This window comes from Streptomyces sp. NPDC046881, from assembly GCF_040645015.1.
In the GTDB taxonomy this organism is placed as follows: domain Bacteria; phylum Actinomycetota; class Actinomycetes; order Streptomycetales; family Streptomycetaceae; genus Streptomyces.
On sequence record NZ_JBEYXJ010000026.1, the window covers coordinates 35,216 to 48,230 of the forward strand.

The 13,015-nt window shown below is 71.6% G+C and carries 14 protein-coding genes; 8 read left to right on the forward strand and 6 right to left on the reverse strand.

What is annotated here, in order from left to right; genetic code table 11:
* Positions 1 to 7: 7 nt before the first annotated feature.
* Positions 8 to 511: a GtrA family protein gene (locus ABZ923_RS15505; RefSeq protein ID WP_361471176.1), complete on the reverse strand. Its 504-nt coding sequence runs from the start codon at positions 509 to 511 to the stop codon at positions 8 to 10.
* A gap of 182 nt (positions 512 to 693) precedes the next feature.
* On the opposite strand from ABZ923_RS15505, the gene ABZ923_RS15510 reads away from it, so the two are divergent.
* The 4 genes from ABZ923_RS15510 to ABZ923_RS15525 all read left to right on the forward strand — a co-directional run bounded on the left by ABZ923_RS15510 (position 694) and on the right by ABZ923_RS15525 (position 4,821).
* Entirely contained in the window at positions 694 to 1,833 is a 1,140-nt protein-coding gene (locus ABZ923_RS15510; RefSeq protein WP_361471178.1) for a 5-(carboxyamino)imidazole ribonucleotide synthase, read from the forward strand.
* On the forward strand, positions 1,830 to 2,354 hold the full coding sequence (gene purE / locus ABZ923_RS15515) for a 5-(carboxyamino)imidazole ribonucleotide mutase (RefSeq protein WP_361471180.1): 525 nt from the start codon (positions 1,830 to 1,832) through the stop codon (positions 2,352 to 2,354). The genes ABZ923_RS15510 and purE overlap by 4 nt, the downstream gene beginning before the upstream one ends.
* A gap of 5 nt (positions 2,355 to 2,359) precedes the next feature.
* Positions 2,360 to 3,556, forward strand: a complete 1,197-nt coding sequence (locus ABZ923_RS15520) for a dipeptidase (protein WP_361471241.1) — start codon at positions 2,360 to 2,362, stop codon at positions 3,554 to 3,556.
* Positions 3,557 to 3,684: 128 nt separating this feature from the next.
* Positions 3,685 to 4,821, forward strand: coding sequence for a dipeptidase (locus ABZ923_RS15525; protein WP_361471182.1), 1,137 nt, complete (start codon positions 3,685 to 3,687; stop codon positions 4,819 to 4,821).
* A gap of 4 nt (positions 4,822 to 4,825) precedes the next feature.
* Here ABZ923_RS15525 and ABZ923_RS15530 read toward each other — a convergent pair whose 3' ends face one another.
* Positions 4,826 to 5,218 carry a VOC family protein gene (locus ABZ923_RS15530; RefSeq protein ID WP_361471184.1) on the reverse strand — a complete coding sequence of 131 codons (393 nt, stop codon included), beginning with the start codon at positions 5,216 to 5,218 and terminating at the stop codon, positions 4,826 to 4,828.
* A gap of 36 nt (positions 5,219 to 5,254) precedes the next feature.
* Positions 5,255 to 5,623 carry a VOC family protein gene (locus ABZ923_RS15535; protein WP_361471186.1) on the reverse strand — a complete coding sequence of 123 codons (369 nt, stop codon included), beginning with the start codon at positions 5,621 to 5,623 and terminating at the stop codon, positions 5,255 to 5,257.
* Positions 5,624 to 5,709: 86 nt separating this feature from the next.
* On the opposite strand from ABZ923_RS15535, the gene ABZ923_RS15540 reads away from it, so the two are divergent.
* Positions 5,710 to 6,216 carry a CGNR zinc finger domain-containing protein gene (locus ABZ923_RS15540; protein ID WP_361471187.1) on the forward strand — a complete coding sequence of 169 codons (507 nt, stop codon included), beginning with the start codon at positions 5,710 to 5,712 and terminating at the stop codon, positions 6,214 to 6,216.
* Between the two features lie 89 nt (positions 6,217 to 6,305).
* Here ABZ923_RS15540 and ABZ923_RS15545 read toward each other — a convergent pair whose 3' ends face one another.
* Positions 6,306 to 7,649: a UDP-glucose/GDP-mannose dehydrogenase family protein gene (locus tag ABZ923_RS15545; protein ID WP_361471189.1), complete on the reverse strand. Its 1,344-nt coding sequence runs from the start codon at positions 7,647 to 7,649 to the stop codon at positions 6,306 to 6,308.
* A gap of 190 nt (positions 7,650 to 7,839) precedes the next feature.
* Between ABZ923_RS15545 and ABZ923_RS15550 the strand changes: the two genes are divergently transcribed.
* Both ABZ923_RS15550 and ABZ923_RS15555 read left to right on the forward strand, forming a co-directional pair.
* Positions 7,840 to 8,997, forward strand: a complete 1,158-nt coding sequence (locus tag ABZ923_RS15550) for an acyl-CoA dehydrogenase family protein (protein ID WP_361471191.1) — start codon at positions 7,840 to 7,842, stop codon at positions 8,995 to 8,997.
* Between the two features lie 85 nt (positions 8,998 to 9,082).
* On the forward strand, positions 9,083 to 9,451 hold the full coding sequence (locus ABZ923_RS15555; RefSeq protein WP_361471193.1) for a four-helix bundle copper-binding protein: 369 nt from the start codon (positions 9,083 to 9,085) through the stop codon (positions 9,449 to 9,451).
* Positions 9,452 to 9,511: 60 nt separating this feature from the next.
* Here the strand turns inward: ABZ923_RS15555 and ABZ923_RS15560 are convergent, their stop codons facing one another.
* Positions 9,512 to 10,837, reverse strand: a complete 1,326-nt coding sequence (locus ABZ923_RS15560; RefSeq protein WP_361471195.1) for an LCP family protein — start codon at positions 10,835 to 10,837, stop codon at positions 9,512 to 9,514.
* A gap of 92 nt (positions 10,838 to 10,929) precedes the next feature.
* Here ABZ923_RS15560 and ABZ923_RS15565 point away from each other — a divergent pair, with 92 nt between their 5' ends.
* Positions 10,930 to 11,517 (forward strand): acyl-CoA thioesterase, encoded by a 588-nt coding sequence (locus ABZ923_RS15565; protein WP_361471196.1) that lies wholly within the window; start codon positions 10,930 to 10,932, stop codon positions 11,515 to 11,517.
* A 40-nt stretch (positions 11,518 to 11,557) separates the two neighbouring features.
* Here ABZ923_RS15565 and ABZ923_RS15570 read toward each other — a convergent pair whose 3' ends face one another.
* The gene (locus ABZ923_RS15570) at positions 11,558 to 12,934 is read right to left on the reverse strand and encodes an LCP family protein (protein ID WP_361471198.1); all 1,377 of its coding nucleotides are present in this window, start codon (positions 12,932 to 12,934) and stop codon (positions 11,558 to 11,560) included.
* Between the last annotated feature and the right edge of the window lie 81 nt (positions 12,935 to 13,015).

Here is a 13,015-nt window from a genome sequence, read left to right on the forward strand (position 1 = left end):
GGGGTGACTACGGGACGCGCTGCCGCGGCGGCTGCTTCTTCGACTCCTGCTCCAGGATCGACTCCGCGCTCGCCACGGTCTCCCGGGCCGGCAGCGCCCGGAACACCCAGCTGCGGTACGACCAGAACCGGAACAGGGTCGCGACGCCGATGCCGACGAACTTGAACACGTTGCTCTGCAGCGGGCTGTCCCAGCCGAAGGTGTAGGTCGCCAGGTAGAGCACGCCGTTCTCGATGACCAGGCCGACCGCGCTGAACAGCAGGAACAGCGTGAGTTCCTTGGTGCGCCCGCTCTTGTCGCGGTCCCGGTACGTCCAGTAGCGGAAGCCGACGTAGTTGAAGACGATGGCCACGACGGTCGCGATGATGCTGGCGCGCACCACCGGCAGGTCCGAGACGTGCCGGACCAGGTTGAACACGCCGAGATTGACGAGGACGCCGGCACCGCCGACGGCCCCGAACTTGACGACCTCGCGTACGAGCCGTTGCAGCCCCGAGGAACGAGGTTCCATGGCTGTGCAGCTCCCGTCGGTAGGTTTCGTCGACCCCGCCATGCTAGCCGTGCGGGCCCTCCGGTGCCTGTGGACCGGGCCACTGCCCGGAAACGGGTCGGAAAGAACAGGGGAAGCCCTCGGTAAGAGTCCGCGGGAGGGATGCGAACCGGCCTCCCCGGAGTGGCCGATACCCTAGGGGTGTGACGTTCCCGGTAGTCGGCATGGTCGGCGGGGGGCAGCTCGCGCGTATGACGCACGAAGCGGGCATCCCGTTGGGCATCAGGTTCAAGCTTCTCAGTGACACTCCGCAGGATTCCGCCGCGCAGGTCGTGAGCGATGTCGTCATCGGCGACTACCGCGACCTGGAGACGCTGCGCGCCTTCGCGCGCGGCTGCGACGTGATCACCTTCGACCACGAGCACGTGCCCACCGAGCACCTGCGGGCCCTGGAGGCGGACGGCATCCCCGTCCGCCCCGGCCCGGAGGCGCTGGTGCACGCCCAGGACAAGGGCGTGATGCGGGCCAGGCTCGACGCGATCGGCATCCCGTGCCCCCGGCACCGGATCGTCAGCGACCCGGAGGATGTCGTCCGGTTCGCCGCCGAGGGTGACGGTTTCCCCGTCGTCCTCAAGACGGTCCGCGGTGGCTACGACGGCAAGGGCGTGTGGGTCGTGGACTCCGTCGAGGAGGCGGCCGAGCCCTTCCGCGCCGGCGTCCCCGTGCTCGCCGAGGAGAAGGTCGACTACGTCCGCGAGCTGGCCGCCAACGTCGTCCGCTCCCCGCACGGCCAGGCCGTCGCCTACCCGGTGGTGGAGTCGCAGCAGGTCGACGGGGTCTGCGACACGGTCATAGCCCCCGCGCCCGACCTCGAGGAGGACCTGGCGCTGCGGGCCGAGGAGATGGCGCTGACCATCGCCAAGGAACTGGGCGTCGTCGGCCACCTCGCCGTCGAGCTGTTCCAGACCCGCGACGGCCGCATCCTCGTCAACGAGCTGGCGATGCGCCCGCACAACTCCGGCCACTGGACCATGGACGGCGCGATCACCTCGCAGTTCGCCAACCACGTCCGCGCGGTCCTGGACCTGCCGCTGGGCGACCCGCGCCCGCGCGCCAGGTGGACCGTGATGGTCAACGTGCTGGGCGGCGACTACCCGGACATGTACTCCGCCTACTTGCACTGCATGGCCCGCGACCCCAAGCTCAAGATCCACATGTATGGCAAGGACGTGAAGCCCGGCCGCAAGGTCGGACACGTCAACACCTACGGCGACGACCTGGACGAGGTGCTGGAGCGCGCCCGTCACGCAGCCGGCTACCTGAGAGGCACCATCACCGAATGAGCCCCGTTGTTGGCATCGTCATGGGGTCGGACTCCGACTGGCCCGTCATGGAAGCCGCCGCCAAGGCCCTGGACGAGTTCGAGATCCCCTACGAGGTCGACGTCGTCTCCGCGCACCGCATGCCCCGCGAGATGATCACGTACGGCGAGCAGGCCGCCGACCGCGGCCTGAAGGTGATCATCGCCGGTGCGGGCGGTGCCGCCCACCTGCCCGGCATGCTGGCCTCCGTCACCCCGCTGCCGGTCATCGGCGTGCCGGTGCCGCTGAAGTACCTGGACGGCATGGACTCGCTGCTCTCCATCGTGCAGATGCCCGCCGGGGTCCCGGTCGCCACGGTCTCCGTCGCCGGTGCCCGCAACGCCGGTCTCCTCGCCGCCCGGATGCTCGCCGCGCACGACGAGGACCTGCTGCACAAGATGCGCGACTTCCAGCAGGACCTCAACGACCAGGCCACCGAGAAGGGCAAGCGGCTGCGCGCCAAGGTCGAGGGCGCGGGCAGCGGCTTCGGCTTCGGGAAGTGACCGCCGTGGCGGCCGCCCTGGACGAAGCCCGCGCCCTGCTGCGCGACTTCCCCGTGGTCGACGGGCACAACGACCTCCCCTGGGCGCTGCGCAAGCAGGCCGGCTACGACCTGGACGTCCTGGACATCGCCGGCGACCGGCACGAGCAGCTGCACACCGACCTGCCGCGGCTGCGCGCGGGCGGCGTCGGCGCCCAGTACTGGTCCGTGTTCGTGCCCTGCGAGGAGCCGGACCCGGTCGCGGCGACGCTGGAGCAGATCGACTGCGTCCGGCAGCTGCTGGACCGCTACCCGGCGGACCTGGCGCCCGCGCTGACCGCCGCCGACATGGACGCGGCCCGCCGGGACGGCCGTATCGCCTCGCTCATGGGCGCCGAGGGCGGCCACTCCATCGCCAACTCGATGGGCACCCTGCGCGGCCTGTACGCGCTCGGCGTGCGCTACATGACGCTCACCCACAACAGCAACGTGGACTGGGCGGACTCCGCGACCGACGAACCCGGCGTGGGCGGCCTGTCCGCCTTCGGCCGCGAGGTCGTACGCGAGATGAACCGCCTCGGCATGCTCGTCGACCTCTCCCACGTGGCGGCGACGACCATGCGGGACGCGCTGGACGCCAGCTCCGCGCCGGTGATCTTCTCGCACTCCTCCGCCCGGGCCGTGTGCGACCACCCGCGCAACGTCCCCGACGACGTCCTGGAGCGCCTGCCCGCCAACGGCGGCATGGCCATGGTCACGTTCGTGCCCAAGTTCGTGCTCCAGGCCGCCGTCGACTGGACGGCCGCCGCCGACGCGAACATGCGCGCCCACGGCCTGCACCACCTGGACACCAGCCCCGAGGCGATGAAGATCCACCGCGCCTTCGAGGAGCGCCACCCGCGCCCGGTCGCCACGGTGTCCACGGTCGCGGACCACCTGGACCACATGCGCGAGGTCGCCGGCATCGACCACCTGGGCATCGGCGGCGACTACGACGGCACCGCGTTCACCCCGGACGGCCTGAACGACGTCTCCGGCTACCCCAACCTGCTCGCCGAACTGCTCGGGCGCGGCTGGTCCACGGCCGACCTGGCCAAGCTGACCTGGCAGAACGCGGTGCGCGTCCTGGGCGCCGCCGAGGACGTGGCCCGGGACCTGCGGACCACCCGCACGCCGTCCCTGGCCACCATCGAGTCGCTCGACGGCACGCCCGGCGAGAGCTGACCGGGGTACCCCCGAACGCCCCACTCACCAGGAAGGGTCCCTCCGCTCCGTGCGACCGTGTCGGTACGCCAGCCACTGCACGCCGTAGCTCACGACCGACGTAGCCGACGAGACGTACGGAGCCCGACATGGCCGACCTCCAGGACGAGAGCCCCAGCACGACCGAGGTCGGCGAGGACGACTGCCTGCCGGACGACCCTGGTCCGGTCCCGGCCTCGCTCGACCGGGCGTACCACCGTCCCGCGCAGCCGGCCGGCGAGCTCCTGGAGCGGGCGCACGCCCTGCTGGCCGGCCACCCGGTCGCCGACGGCTACAGCGGCCTGCCCTGGGCCCTGCGCCATCTGCCCTGGTACGACCTGGAGCTGGGCGAGGCCGCCATCGACACGGACGTGCCCCGGCTGCGCGAGGGGCACGTCGCCGCGCTGTTCTGGTCGCTGCACCGGCCCGAGGCACCGGACGGGGAGCGCGCCGTCACGGCCACCCTGGAGCAGCTGGACCTGGCCCGCACGGTCGTCGAGTCCCACGCGGAGAGCCTGCGGCTGGTGCGCACCGCCGGGCAGGTCATCGACGCCCGCAACCGCGGCCGGGTCGCCGTGCTGCTGGGCCCCGCGCCCGGCGCCGCCCTGGGCGACTCCCTGGCCCTCCTGCGCATCCTGCATGCCCTCGGGCTGCGCGTGCTCACCCTCACCGACACCGCCTGGGCGGGCTCCTCGGGGCTGACCCGGTTCGGGGAGGAGGTCGTCCGCGAGATGAACCGGCTCGGGGTGCTCGCCGACGTCTCCGGAGCCGCCCCGGACACCGTCGAGCGGACCATCGCCCTGTCCAAGACCCCGGTGCTGTGCAGCCGCTCGGCCGCCCGCGCGCTGCGCCCGCACCCCGCCAACCTGCCCGACGAACTCCTCGCCGCCCTGGGCCGGGCGAAGGGCCTGTGCCAGGTGCCGCTGACGGCCGAGCAGACCGGCCCGACCGTCCCCGACGTCGCCGACCACCTCGACCACGTCCGGGACGTGGCCGGCCCCGACTGCGTCGGCCTGTCCGGCACCTACGACTCCGGTGCCGTCCACCCCCGGGACCTCGCCGACGCCTCCCGCTACCCCCACCTGATCGCCGAGCTGCTCCGGCGCGGCTGGTCCGAGACCGAGCTGGCCCTGCTGACCTGGGGCAACGTGCAGCGCGTGCTGCGCAGCGCGGACTTCGTCGCGCGGGCCGCGCAGCAGCGCCGGGAGGCGTCCACCGCCAGCATCGCCGAGCTGGACGCCTCCTAGAACGTCACGACCGCTCGATCCGGCACAGACAGAACGGATGCCCGGCCGGGTCGGCGTACACCTGGAAGTCCTTCTTCTCGCGGTCCTCCAGGTCCAGCGGGCGGGCGCCCAGCTCCAGCACCCGCTCGTGCGCCGCGTCCAGCTCCGCCCAGGTCGCACCCGCGTCGAAGTCCAGGTGGAGCTGCTGGCCGTTGCGGTCCGCGCGCGGCCACTCCGGCGGGGTGTGCCCCTCGGCCCGCTGGAAGGCGAGCCGGGGACCGCCCGGGACCTGGAGCACCACCCAGTCGTCGTCCTCCGCCCGCGGGGTCCCGCCGCCCACCGCCGCGTAGAAGGCGGCCAGCGCGTGCGGGTCGGGGCAGTCGAGCACGACGTTACGGAAACGGGCCACGGACGCCATGGAGTTCTCCTTCGGAGCGGTCGGGCGCCTGCAGGTTCAGCAGGCGCACAGGCAGAACGGGTGCCCAGCCGGGTCGGCGTAGACACGGAAGGTCCGCTCGCGGTCGTCCGCGTCCAGCGGTGTGGCGCCCAGCTCCAGCACCCCCTTCTCGGCCGCGTCCAGGTCCTCCACGGCGAGGTCCAGATGGAACTGCTGCGAGTGGTCCGGCGCGGGCCACCGCGGCGGTACGAAGCCGGGCGCCTGCTGGAACGCCAGCGCCGGCCCGCCCGGCACCTTCAGGTCCACCCACGTGCCGTCCTCGGGGTTCTCCTCGACCGTGCCGCCGAGCACGCCGGCGTAGAAGCCGGCCAGCGCGCGGGGGTCGGAACAGTCCAGGACGACGACGTCGAGCTTGGCGAGCGCCATGACTACCTCCTCCGGAAGTTACCCACAGAGCCGGGTAACCGGTAACGGTTACTGCATGCTCCCGCATCGGAGGTAACGTCGCAAGCATGAGCGAGAGATCGGCCGCCCCCGGCGGCCTGGCCCTGATCGAGTCCCTGGTGAACACGCTGGACATCGAGACGGGCGCCGACTCGCTGGACACGCCGGAGGGCCGCGGGCGCCTCGGGATCACCGAGACCGGGCTGGCCGACGCGCGGGAACTGCGCGAGTCGCTGCGGGCCGCGCTGCTGGCCCACGCCGGCCACCCGCCGCACCGCGCGGTGACCCCGCTGGGCACCCTGCTGGCGCGGGCCCCGCTCCACGTCGCCGTCGACGAGCGGGACGGCTCGGCCCGGCTCGTCCCCGCCGAGGAGGGCCCGCTGCTCTCCCGGGTCGCCGCCGCCGTCGCCGAGGCGCTGGTCGCCGGCACCTGGACCCGGCTCAAGGCGTGCGAGGCCGGCACCTGCCACTGGGCGTACTACGACCGCAGCCCCGCCGGCCGAGGCCGCTGGTGCTCGATGCAGGTGTGCGGGGCCCGCGCGAAGATGCGCCGGTACCGGGCGAAGGGTGCGTGAGTCACAGCGGTGTGGTGCAGAATGCGGACAGACGCCGGTTCGGCCGACTGAGCCTCGGCCGAACCGGCGTCACCCGAGGCCGTCGCCTCCTATGCGGTGGGGCGGCCCATCGCCCGGTACGTCCAGCCCGCCCGCCGCCACTGCTCCGGGTCCAGGGTGTTGCGCCCGTCGAGGATCACCCGGGCCGTCGCCACCTCGCCGAGCGCCGCCGGGTCCAGCTCGCGGAACTCGCCCCACTCGGTCAGGTGCAGCACGACGTCGGCGCCCCGGACGGCCGCCAGCGCCGAGTCGGCGTACCCCAGGGTGGGGAAGACCTTGCGGGCGTTGTCCATGCCCTTCGGGTCGTACACGGTCACCTGGCCGCCCTGCAGGTGGATCTGCCCGGCCACGTTCAGCGCGGGCGAGTCGCGGACGTCGTCCGAGTCCGGCTTGAAGGTGGCGCCGAGCACCGCGACCCGCTTGCCCAGGAAGGAACCGCCGCCCAGCGCCTCCCGGGTCATCTCCACCATCTGCCCGCGCCGGCGCATGTTGATGGAGTCGATCTCCCGCAGGAAGGTCAGCGCCTGGTCGGCGCCCAGCTCGCCCGCCCGGGCCATGAACGCGCGGATGTCCTTGGGCAGGCAGCCGCCGCCGAAGCCGATCCCGGCGCGCAGGAACTTCCGCCCGATCCGGTCGTCGTACCCGATGGCCTCCGCCAGCTTCGCCACGTCACCGCCGGCCGCCTCGCACACCTCGGCCATCGCGTTGATGAAGGAGATCTTCGTGGCGAGGAAGGAGTTCGCGGCCGTCTTCACCAGCTCGGCGGTGGGGAAGTCGGTGACCACGAACGGCGTGCCGTCACCGACCGGACCGGCGTACACCTCGCGCAGCAGCTTCTCGGCCCGCTCGCTGCGCACCCCGACGACGATCCGGTCCGGGTGCAGCGTGTCCTCGACGGCGAAGCCCTCGCGCAGGAACTCCGGGTTCCAGGCCAGCTCGGCGTCCGCGCCGGCCGGGGCGTGCTCGGCGAGGTAGGCGGCCAGCCGGTCGGCCGAGCCCACCGGCACGGTCGACTTGCCGACCACCAGGGCCGGACCGCGCAGGTGCGGGGCGAGGGAGGCGATCGCGGAGTCGACGTGACTCATGTCGCAGGCGTACTCGCCGTGCTTCTGCGGCGTGTTCACGCACACGAAGTGCACCTCGCCGAACGCGCCGACTTCGGCCCAGTCCGTGGTGAACCGCAGCCGCCCGGTGGATCCCTCGATCCCGGCCACGTGCCGGCGCAGCAGCTCCTCGAGCCCCGGCTCGTACATCGGGGTCTCGCCGCGCTCCAGCAGGGCGATCTTCTCCGGTACGACGTCCAGGCCCAGCACCTCGAAGCCCAGCTCGGCCATGGCCGCGGCGTGGGTGGCGCCGAGATAGCCGGTGCCGATCACGGTGATCTTCAGGCTCATGGGTGTGCTCCAGCTCCGGTCCGTCGTTCCTGCTCGGTCATGCGGTGCCTGAGCATAGTCGGGCCGTTCAGCGGGCAATTTTCCAGCTGTCACCAACCTCACGTAGGCGTGTTCACACAGGCCCTCTAAAATTCAGTTACTTAACGGTAATTAGCGTCAGTATCACTGCGTCTTTGGAGCGTGAGACACCGTGGCCGGATCGGCTGACTTCGACCTGTACCGCCCGTCCGAGGAGCACGACATGCTCCGGGACGCCGTCCGTTCCCTGGTCGAGGCGAAGATCGCGCCGTACGCCGCGGCGGTGGACGAGGAGGCCCGCTTCCCGCAGGAGGCCCTCGACGCCCTCGTCGCCAACGACCTGCACGCCGTGCACGTCCCCGAGGAGTACGGCGGCGCCGGCGCCGACGCCCTCGCCACGGTCATCGTGATCGAGGAGGTCGCCCGCGCCTGCGTCTCCTCCTCCCTCATCCCCGCGGTGAACAAGCTCGGCTCGCTCCCGGTGATCCTCTCCGGCGGCGAGGACCTGAAGAAGAAGTACCTGACCCCGCTCGCCAAGGGCGACGCGATGTTCTCGTACTGCCTCTCCGAGCCGGAGGCGGGCTCGGACGCGGCCGGCATGAAGACCAAGGCCGTCCGCGACGGCGACTACTGGGTGCTCAACGGCGTGAAGCGCTGGATCACCAACGCGGGCGTCTCCGAGTACTACACGGTGATGGCGGTCACGGACCCCTCGAAGCGCTCCAAGGGCATCTCGGCCTTCGTGGTCGAGAAGTCGGACGAGGGCGTCTCCTTCGGCGCCCCGGAGAAGAAGCTCGGCATCAAGGGCTCCCCGACCCGCGAGGTCTACTTCGACAACGTACGCATCCCCGCCGACCGCATGATCGGCGAGGAGGGCACGGGCTTCCTGACGGCCATGAAGACCCTGGACCACACCCGCATCACCATCGCCGCCCAGGCCCTCGGCTGCGCCCAGGGCGCCCTCGACTACGCCAAGGGCTACGTCCAGGAGCGCAAGCAGTTCGGCAAGGCGATCGCCGACTTCCAGGGCATCCAGTTCATGCTCGCCGACATGTCCATGAAGATCTCGGCGGCCCGCGCCCTCACCTACCAGGCCGCCGCCGCCTCCGAGCGCGGCGACGCCGACCTCACCTACCTGGGCGCCGCCGCCAAGTGCTTCGCCTCGGACGTCGCCATGGAGGTCACCACCGACGCCGTCCAGCTCCTCGGCGGCTACGGCTACACGCGCGACTACCCGGTGGAACGCATGATGCGCGACGCCAAGATCACCCAGATTTATGAAGGCACGAACCAGGTCCAGCGGATCGTCATGGCCCGCAACCTGCCGTAACCGACATGCGGGACGCCGCTCCCCGGCGTAGGACGGAAGCACATGGGGCCCGCCCCGGGCCCCACCCCCCGTCCCAGGAGGAGCCATGACCCAGTCCCAGTCCGGAATGATGCCCGCCCTCACGCAGCAGATGCAGGACTGCATCGAGGCCTGCATGAACTGCCACAACATCTGCGAGGAGACCATGAGCTCCTGCATGCAGCAGGGCGGCCAGGCACAGATGCAGGTCATGCGGGCGCTCATGGACTGCTCCGAGACGACCCGCATGTGCGCCGACATGATGATGCGGCGCTCGCCCATGTCGGGCGAGATGTGCATGCTCTGCGCGAAGGTCTGTGACATGTGCGCCGAGGCGTGTATGTCCATGCCCGACGACCGGCAGATGATGCGCTGCGCCGAGGCGTGTCGCCGCTGCGCGGAGACCTGCCGGGCGATGGCGGGCGCCAGCATGTGAGCCCACCGCGCACGGCCGGGGGCACCCCGCGGGGTGCCTCCGGCCCGTCGCGCGCCGCCGTCAGTTGCCGGAGACGGTGACCTTCTCGTCGTTGTTCAGCTGGTTCACCAGCGTCTTCACCTTGGCCTTGTCCCAGACGAGGTTGCCGCCGGAGGAGCCGGAGATCGGCATGTTCATCGAGGTGCCGTCACCGCCGCTGACGCCCTTCATCGCCCAGAACATCGAGGCCAGGTCCCACAGGCCCATGTCCTTGTCGACGATCAGGGAGTCCAGGCCCGCGCCCATGGTCGGGTAGAGCTTGAACGGGTTCAGCACCGTCGACGGGGTGGCCACCTGGTGGGCCAGCGCGGCCAGGAACTTCTGCTGGTTCTTGGTGCGCTGCAGGTCGGACGCGGCGAACGCGTGCCGGGTCCGGACGAACGCGAGCGCCTGCTGGCCGTTCAGGGTCTGCTTGCCGGCCTCGAAGTCGGCGCCCGACCACTTGTCCTTGAAGCCCTTGTCGATGTCGATCTCGACACCGCCCACCGCGTCCACGATGTTCGCGAAGCCCTGGAAGCCGATCTCCACGTAGTGGTCGATGTGCAGGCCGGTGTTCGCCTCGACCGTGCGGACCAGCAGCGTCGGCCCGTCCTCGGCGTAGGTGGCGTTCAGCTTCGCGTGCCGGCCCTGCGCCGGGTAGACCTTCCCGGACGTCGACCCCTTGTACGACGGGACCACCACGTCCGAGTCGCGCGGCAGCGAGATCAGAGTGTCGCCGTTGTCACCGACGTGCAGGATCATCATGGAGTCAGTGCGCTTACCGGGCGCGCCCCCGGTGTGCAGCTTCTTCTCGTCCTCCTTGGACATGCCCTCACGGCTGTCCGAGCCGACGATCAGGTAGTTCGTGCCCGCGCCCGACTCCGGCCGGTCGATGACCTTCGACAGGTCCACCTCGCGGCGCAGCTTGGAGTCGGCCCAGAAGTAGGTGGCCACCGACGTGACGACCAGCACGGTCGCCAGCGTGATCGCCGTCCACTTGATCCGGCGCCGCCAGTTCGGCGCGGGGCGCGGGGCGCGGGTGGACGCGCCTTCCGGGCCGCCCGGGCCCCGGCCGCCGGGGGCGCCGTAGACCTGGCCCGTGTTGTAGCCGCTGTCGTAGTCGCCGTAGCCGGCGCCTTCCTCGTGTCCGCGGCCGTCGACGTACGACGGCTGCTGCGGCACACCGGCCCCGTACGGCGGCGCCGCCGGGCCGGGGTCGCCGTACGCCGAGCGCGGCCCGGGCGGTACCGCCGGGCCGCGCTGCACCTGACGCATCACGCGGGCCCCCTCCGGCTGTGCGCCGGCACTGCCGCGTCCGTAGCGCGGGCCGCGGTTGTCGTCGGACCATCCCTCGGGCCAGTCATTCATGGGCCCCAGTGTGCAGGGCGCCGATATGTGCTCGACAAGAGATGTCGGGAAATCAGGGCCCCGCTGTTGCGAACCCGACACAAAGTCCGCGAATGAGCCGTCGGCATAAGGTGGAGGGCATGACAGACCAGGCCACGGACGCGGATCCGGACATGCAGCCGGACATCCCGGGCAAGCCCACGTCCGCCTCGCGCACCACCCTCAGCCACATCATGACCCACAACGACACCAACCTGCTGGGTACGGTGCACGGCGGGGTGATCATGAAACTGGTCGACGACGCGGCGGGCGCGGTGGCCGGCCGGCACTCCGGTGGTCCCGCCGTCACCGCGTCCATGGACGAGATGGTGTTCCTGGAGCCGGTCCGCGTCGGTGACCTGGTCCACGTCAAGGCGCAGGTGAACTGGACCGGCCGGACCTCGATGGAGATCGGTGTCCGGGTGCTCGCCGAGCGCTGGAACGAGTCGGACCCGGCCACCCAGGTCGGCTCGGCGTACCTGGTCTTCGCGGCCGTCGACGCCGACGGCAAGCCCCGCCGGGTACCGCCGGTGATACCGGAGACCGACCGGGACCGCCGCCGCTACCAGGAGGCCCAGATCCGCCGCACCCACCGCCTGGCCCGCCGCCGGGCGATCCGCGAGCTGCGGGAGAAGAGGGCGGCGGAGGGCTTCGAGGACTAGGGGCCTCTCTTCCGGATCCTGCCGGTGTCGCGGGGAGCGCTCAGCACACCACCTCGTTGCCCCGCACCACGTTCTGCTCCGGCCGTGCCGGGTCCTCGAAGCGGACCTTCCGTACCTTTCGCACGTCGGTGAGGTCCGTGCCGGTCGTCACCTTCAGCAGCGGCCCCTGCCCCGGCACCGCGCGCAGCTCGCTGCCCGGCAGGGCCGCGGCCAGGGAGCGGGCGGAGCGGTCCCAGCGGGGGTCGTAGGAGATCACCGTGCGCGCCACACGGGCGGGCGCGGTCACCGGCAGGCGGGTGGTGGCGAAGCCGGTCGCCGCGAGTGCCGCGTCGACCCGCTTGCCCAGCCCGACCGTGCCGCTGCCGTTCGCCACCTGCACCCGGATGGTGTCCGGGGCCACCTCCACCGGCAGCGGCGTCTGCGCCGGGTCGCGGTGCGGCCGGTCCCCGGCCAGCGGCTTGTCGTCGCGCAGCGCCCCGAACAGCTCGCCGGCCTTCGCCGGGTCCCACTTCAGGGTCGAGCCGATGCCCTTGACCTGGAAGTTCAGCTGCCCGATGGGGACGGTGGCGAACTCCGACGAGGAGGGGGAGAACTCCCGCATCGCGCGGCCGAGGTCGAGCAGCTCGTCGGTGCCGAAGCCCTCGTCGGCGCGGACCGAGCCGAGCACCGCCCGGGTGACGTCCCGGAACCGCATCGGGTTCAGCAGCACCCCGGAGGAGGTCGTCTTCTCCAGCAGCGCGGCCAGGAACCGCTGCTGCCGCTTCATCCGGCCCAGGTCGCTGGCGCCGTCGATGTGCCGGGCGCGCACGTACTGCAGCGCCTGCCCGCCCAGCAGGGTGTGGGTGCCGGGCCCGAGGTCGAGCCCGGTGTACGTGTCCTTCAGTGGTGTCGGCGTGCACACCTTGACCCCGCCGAGCACGTCGACGGTCTTCATGAAGCTGGTGAAGTCGACCTCCAGATAGTGGTCGATCTTCAGGTGGGTCATGTTCTCGACCGTGCGGATGGTCAGCTGGGGGCCGCCCTCGGCGTAGGCCGCGTTGAGCTTGACCGGGTGCGGGCCGTGCCGCTGCCCCGAGTTCGTGTCGACGTGCGCGGGCATCTCGGCGTAGGAGTCCCGCGGCAGGCTCACCACGGTGGCCCGTTCCCGGTCCTCCGAGATGTGCACGATCATCATCGTGTCGGTGCAGTGGCAGGGCTGCCCGCCCAGCCGGTACGCGCGCCGGTCCTGCTCGCTGATCTTGTCGCGGCCGTCGGTGCCGACCAGCAGCAGGTTCATGCCGTGGCCGGCCCGGGGCCGGTTCTTCATGTCCTTGAAGGCGTCGATCCGGGCGATCCCCGCGTCCAGGCTGGCGACGACCGCGTGCCCGATCCCGGCGGAGGCGAGTACCACGACCGACAGCGTGGTGACCGCCCGCATGGCCCAGCGGGGCCGCCGCGGCGGCCGGACGGACCGTACCGGCCGCTCGGGCGGACGCGGCACACGGCGGGGCGGCTGGCG

Excerpts from the sequence above, each read along its gene's own strand:
- ABZ923_RS15505 (WP_361471176.1), bottom strand. The coding sequence starts at position 511 with ATGGAACCTCGTTCCTCGGGGCTGCAACGGCTCGTACGCGAGGTCGTC.
- purE (WP_361471180.1), top strand. The coding sequence starts at position 1,830 with ATGAGCCCCGTTGTTGGCATCGTCATGGGGTCGGACTCCGACTGGCCC.
- ABZ923_RS15525 (WP_361471182.1), top strand. The coding sequence starts at position 3,685 with ATGGCCGACCTCCAGGACGAGAGCCCCAGCACGACCGAGGTCGGCGAG.
- ABZ923_RS15530 (WP_361471184.1), bottom strand. The coding sequence starts at position 5,218 with ATGGCGTCCGTGGCCCGTTTCCGTAACGTCGTGCTCGACTGCCCCGAC.
- ABZ923_RS15535 (WP_361471186.1), bottom strand. The coding sequence starts at position 5,623 with ATGGCGCTCGCCAAGCTCGACGTCGTCGTCCTGGACTGTTCCGACCCC.
- ABZ923_RS15540 (WP_361471187.1), top strand. The coding sequence starts at position 5,710 with ATGAGCGAGAGATCGGCCGCCCCCGGCGGCCTGGCCCTGATCGAGTCC.
- ABZ923_RS15545 (WP_361471189.1), bottom strand. The coding sequence starts at position 7,649 with ATGAGCCTGAAGATCACCGTGATCGGCACCGGCTATCTCGGCGCCACC.
- ABZ923_RS15555 (WP_361471193.1), top strand. The coding sequence starts at position 9,083 with ATGACCCAGTCCCAGTCCGGAATGATGCCCGCCCTCACGCAGCAGATG.
- ABZ923_RS15560 (WP_361471195.1), bottom strand. The coding sequence starts at position 10,837 with ATGAATGACTGGCCCGAGGGATGGTCCGACGACAACCGCGGCCCGCGC.
- ABZ923_RS15565 (WP_361471196.1), top strand. The coding sequence starts at position 10,930 with ATGAGCCGTCGGCATAAGGTGGAGGGCATGACAGACCAGGCCACGGAC.
- ABZ923_RS15570 (WP_361471198.1), bottom strand. The coding sequence starts at position 12,934 with ATGCGGGCGGTCACCACGCTGTCGGTCGTGGTACTCGCCTCCGCCGGG.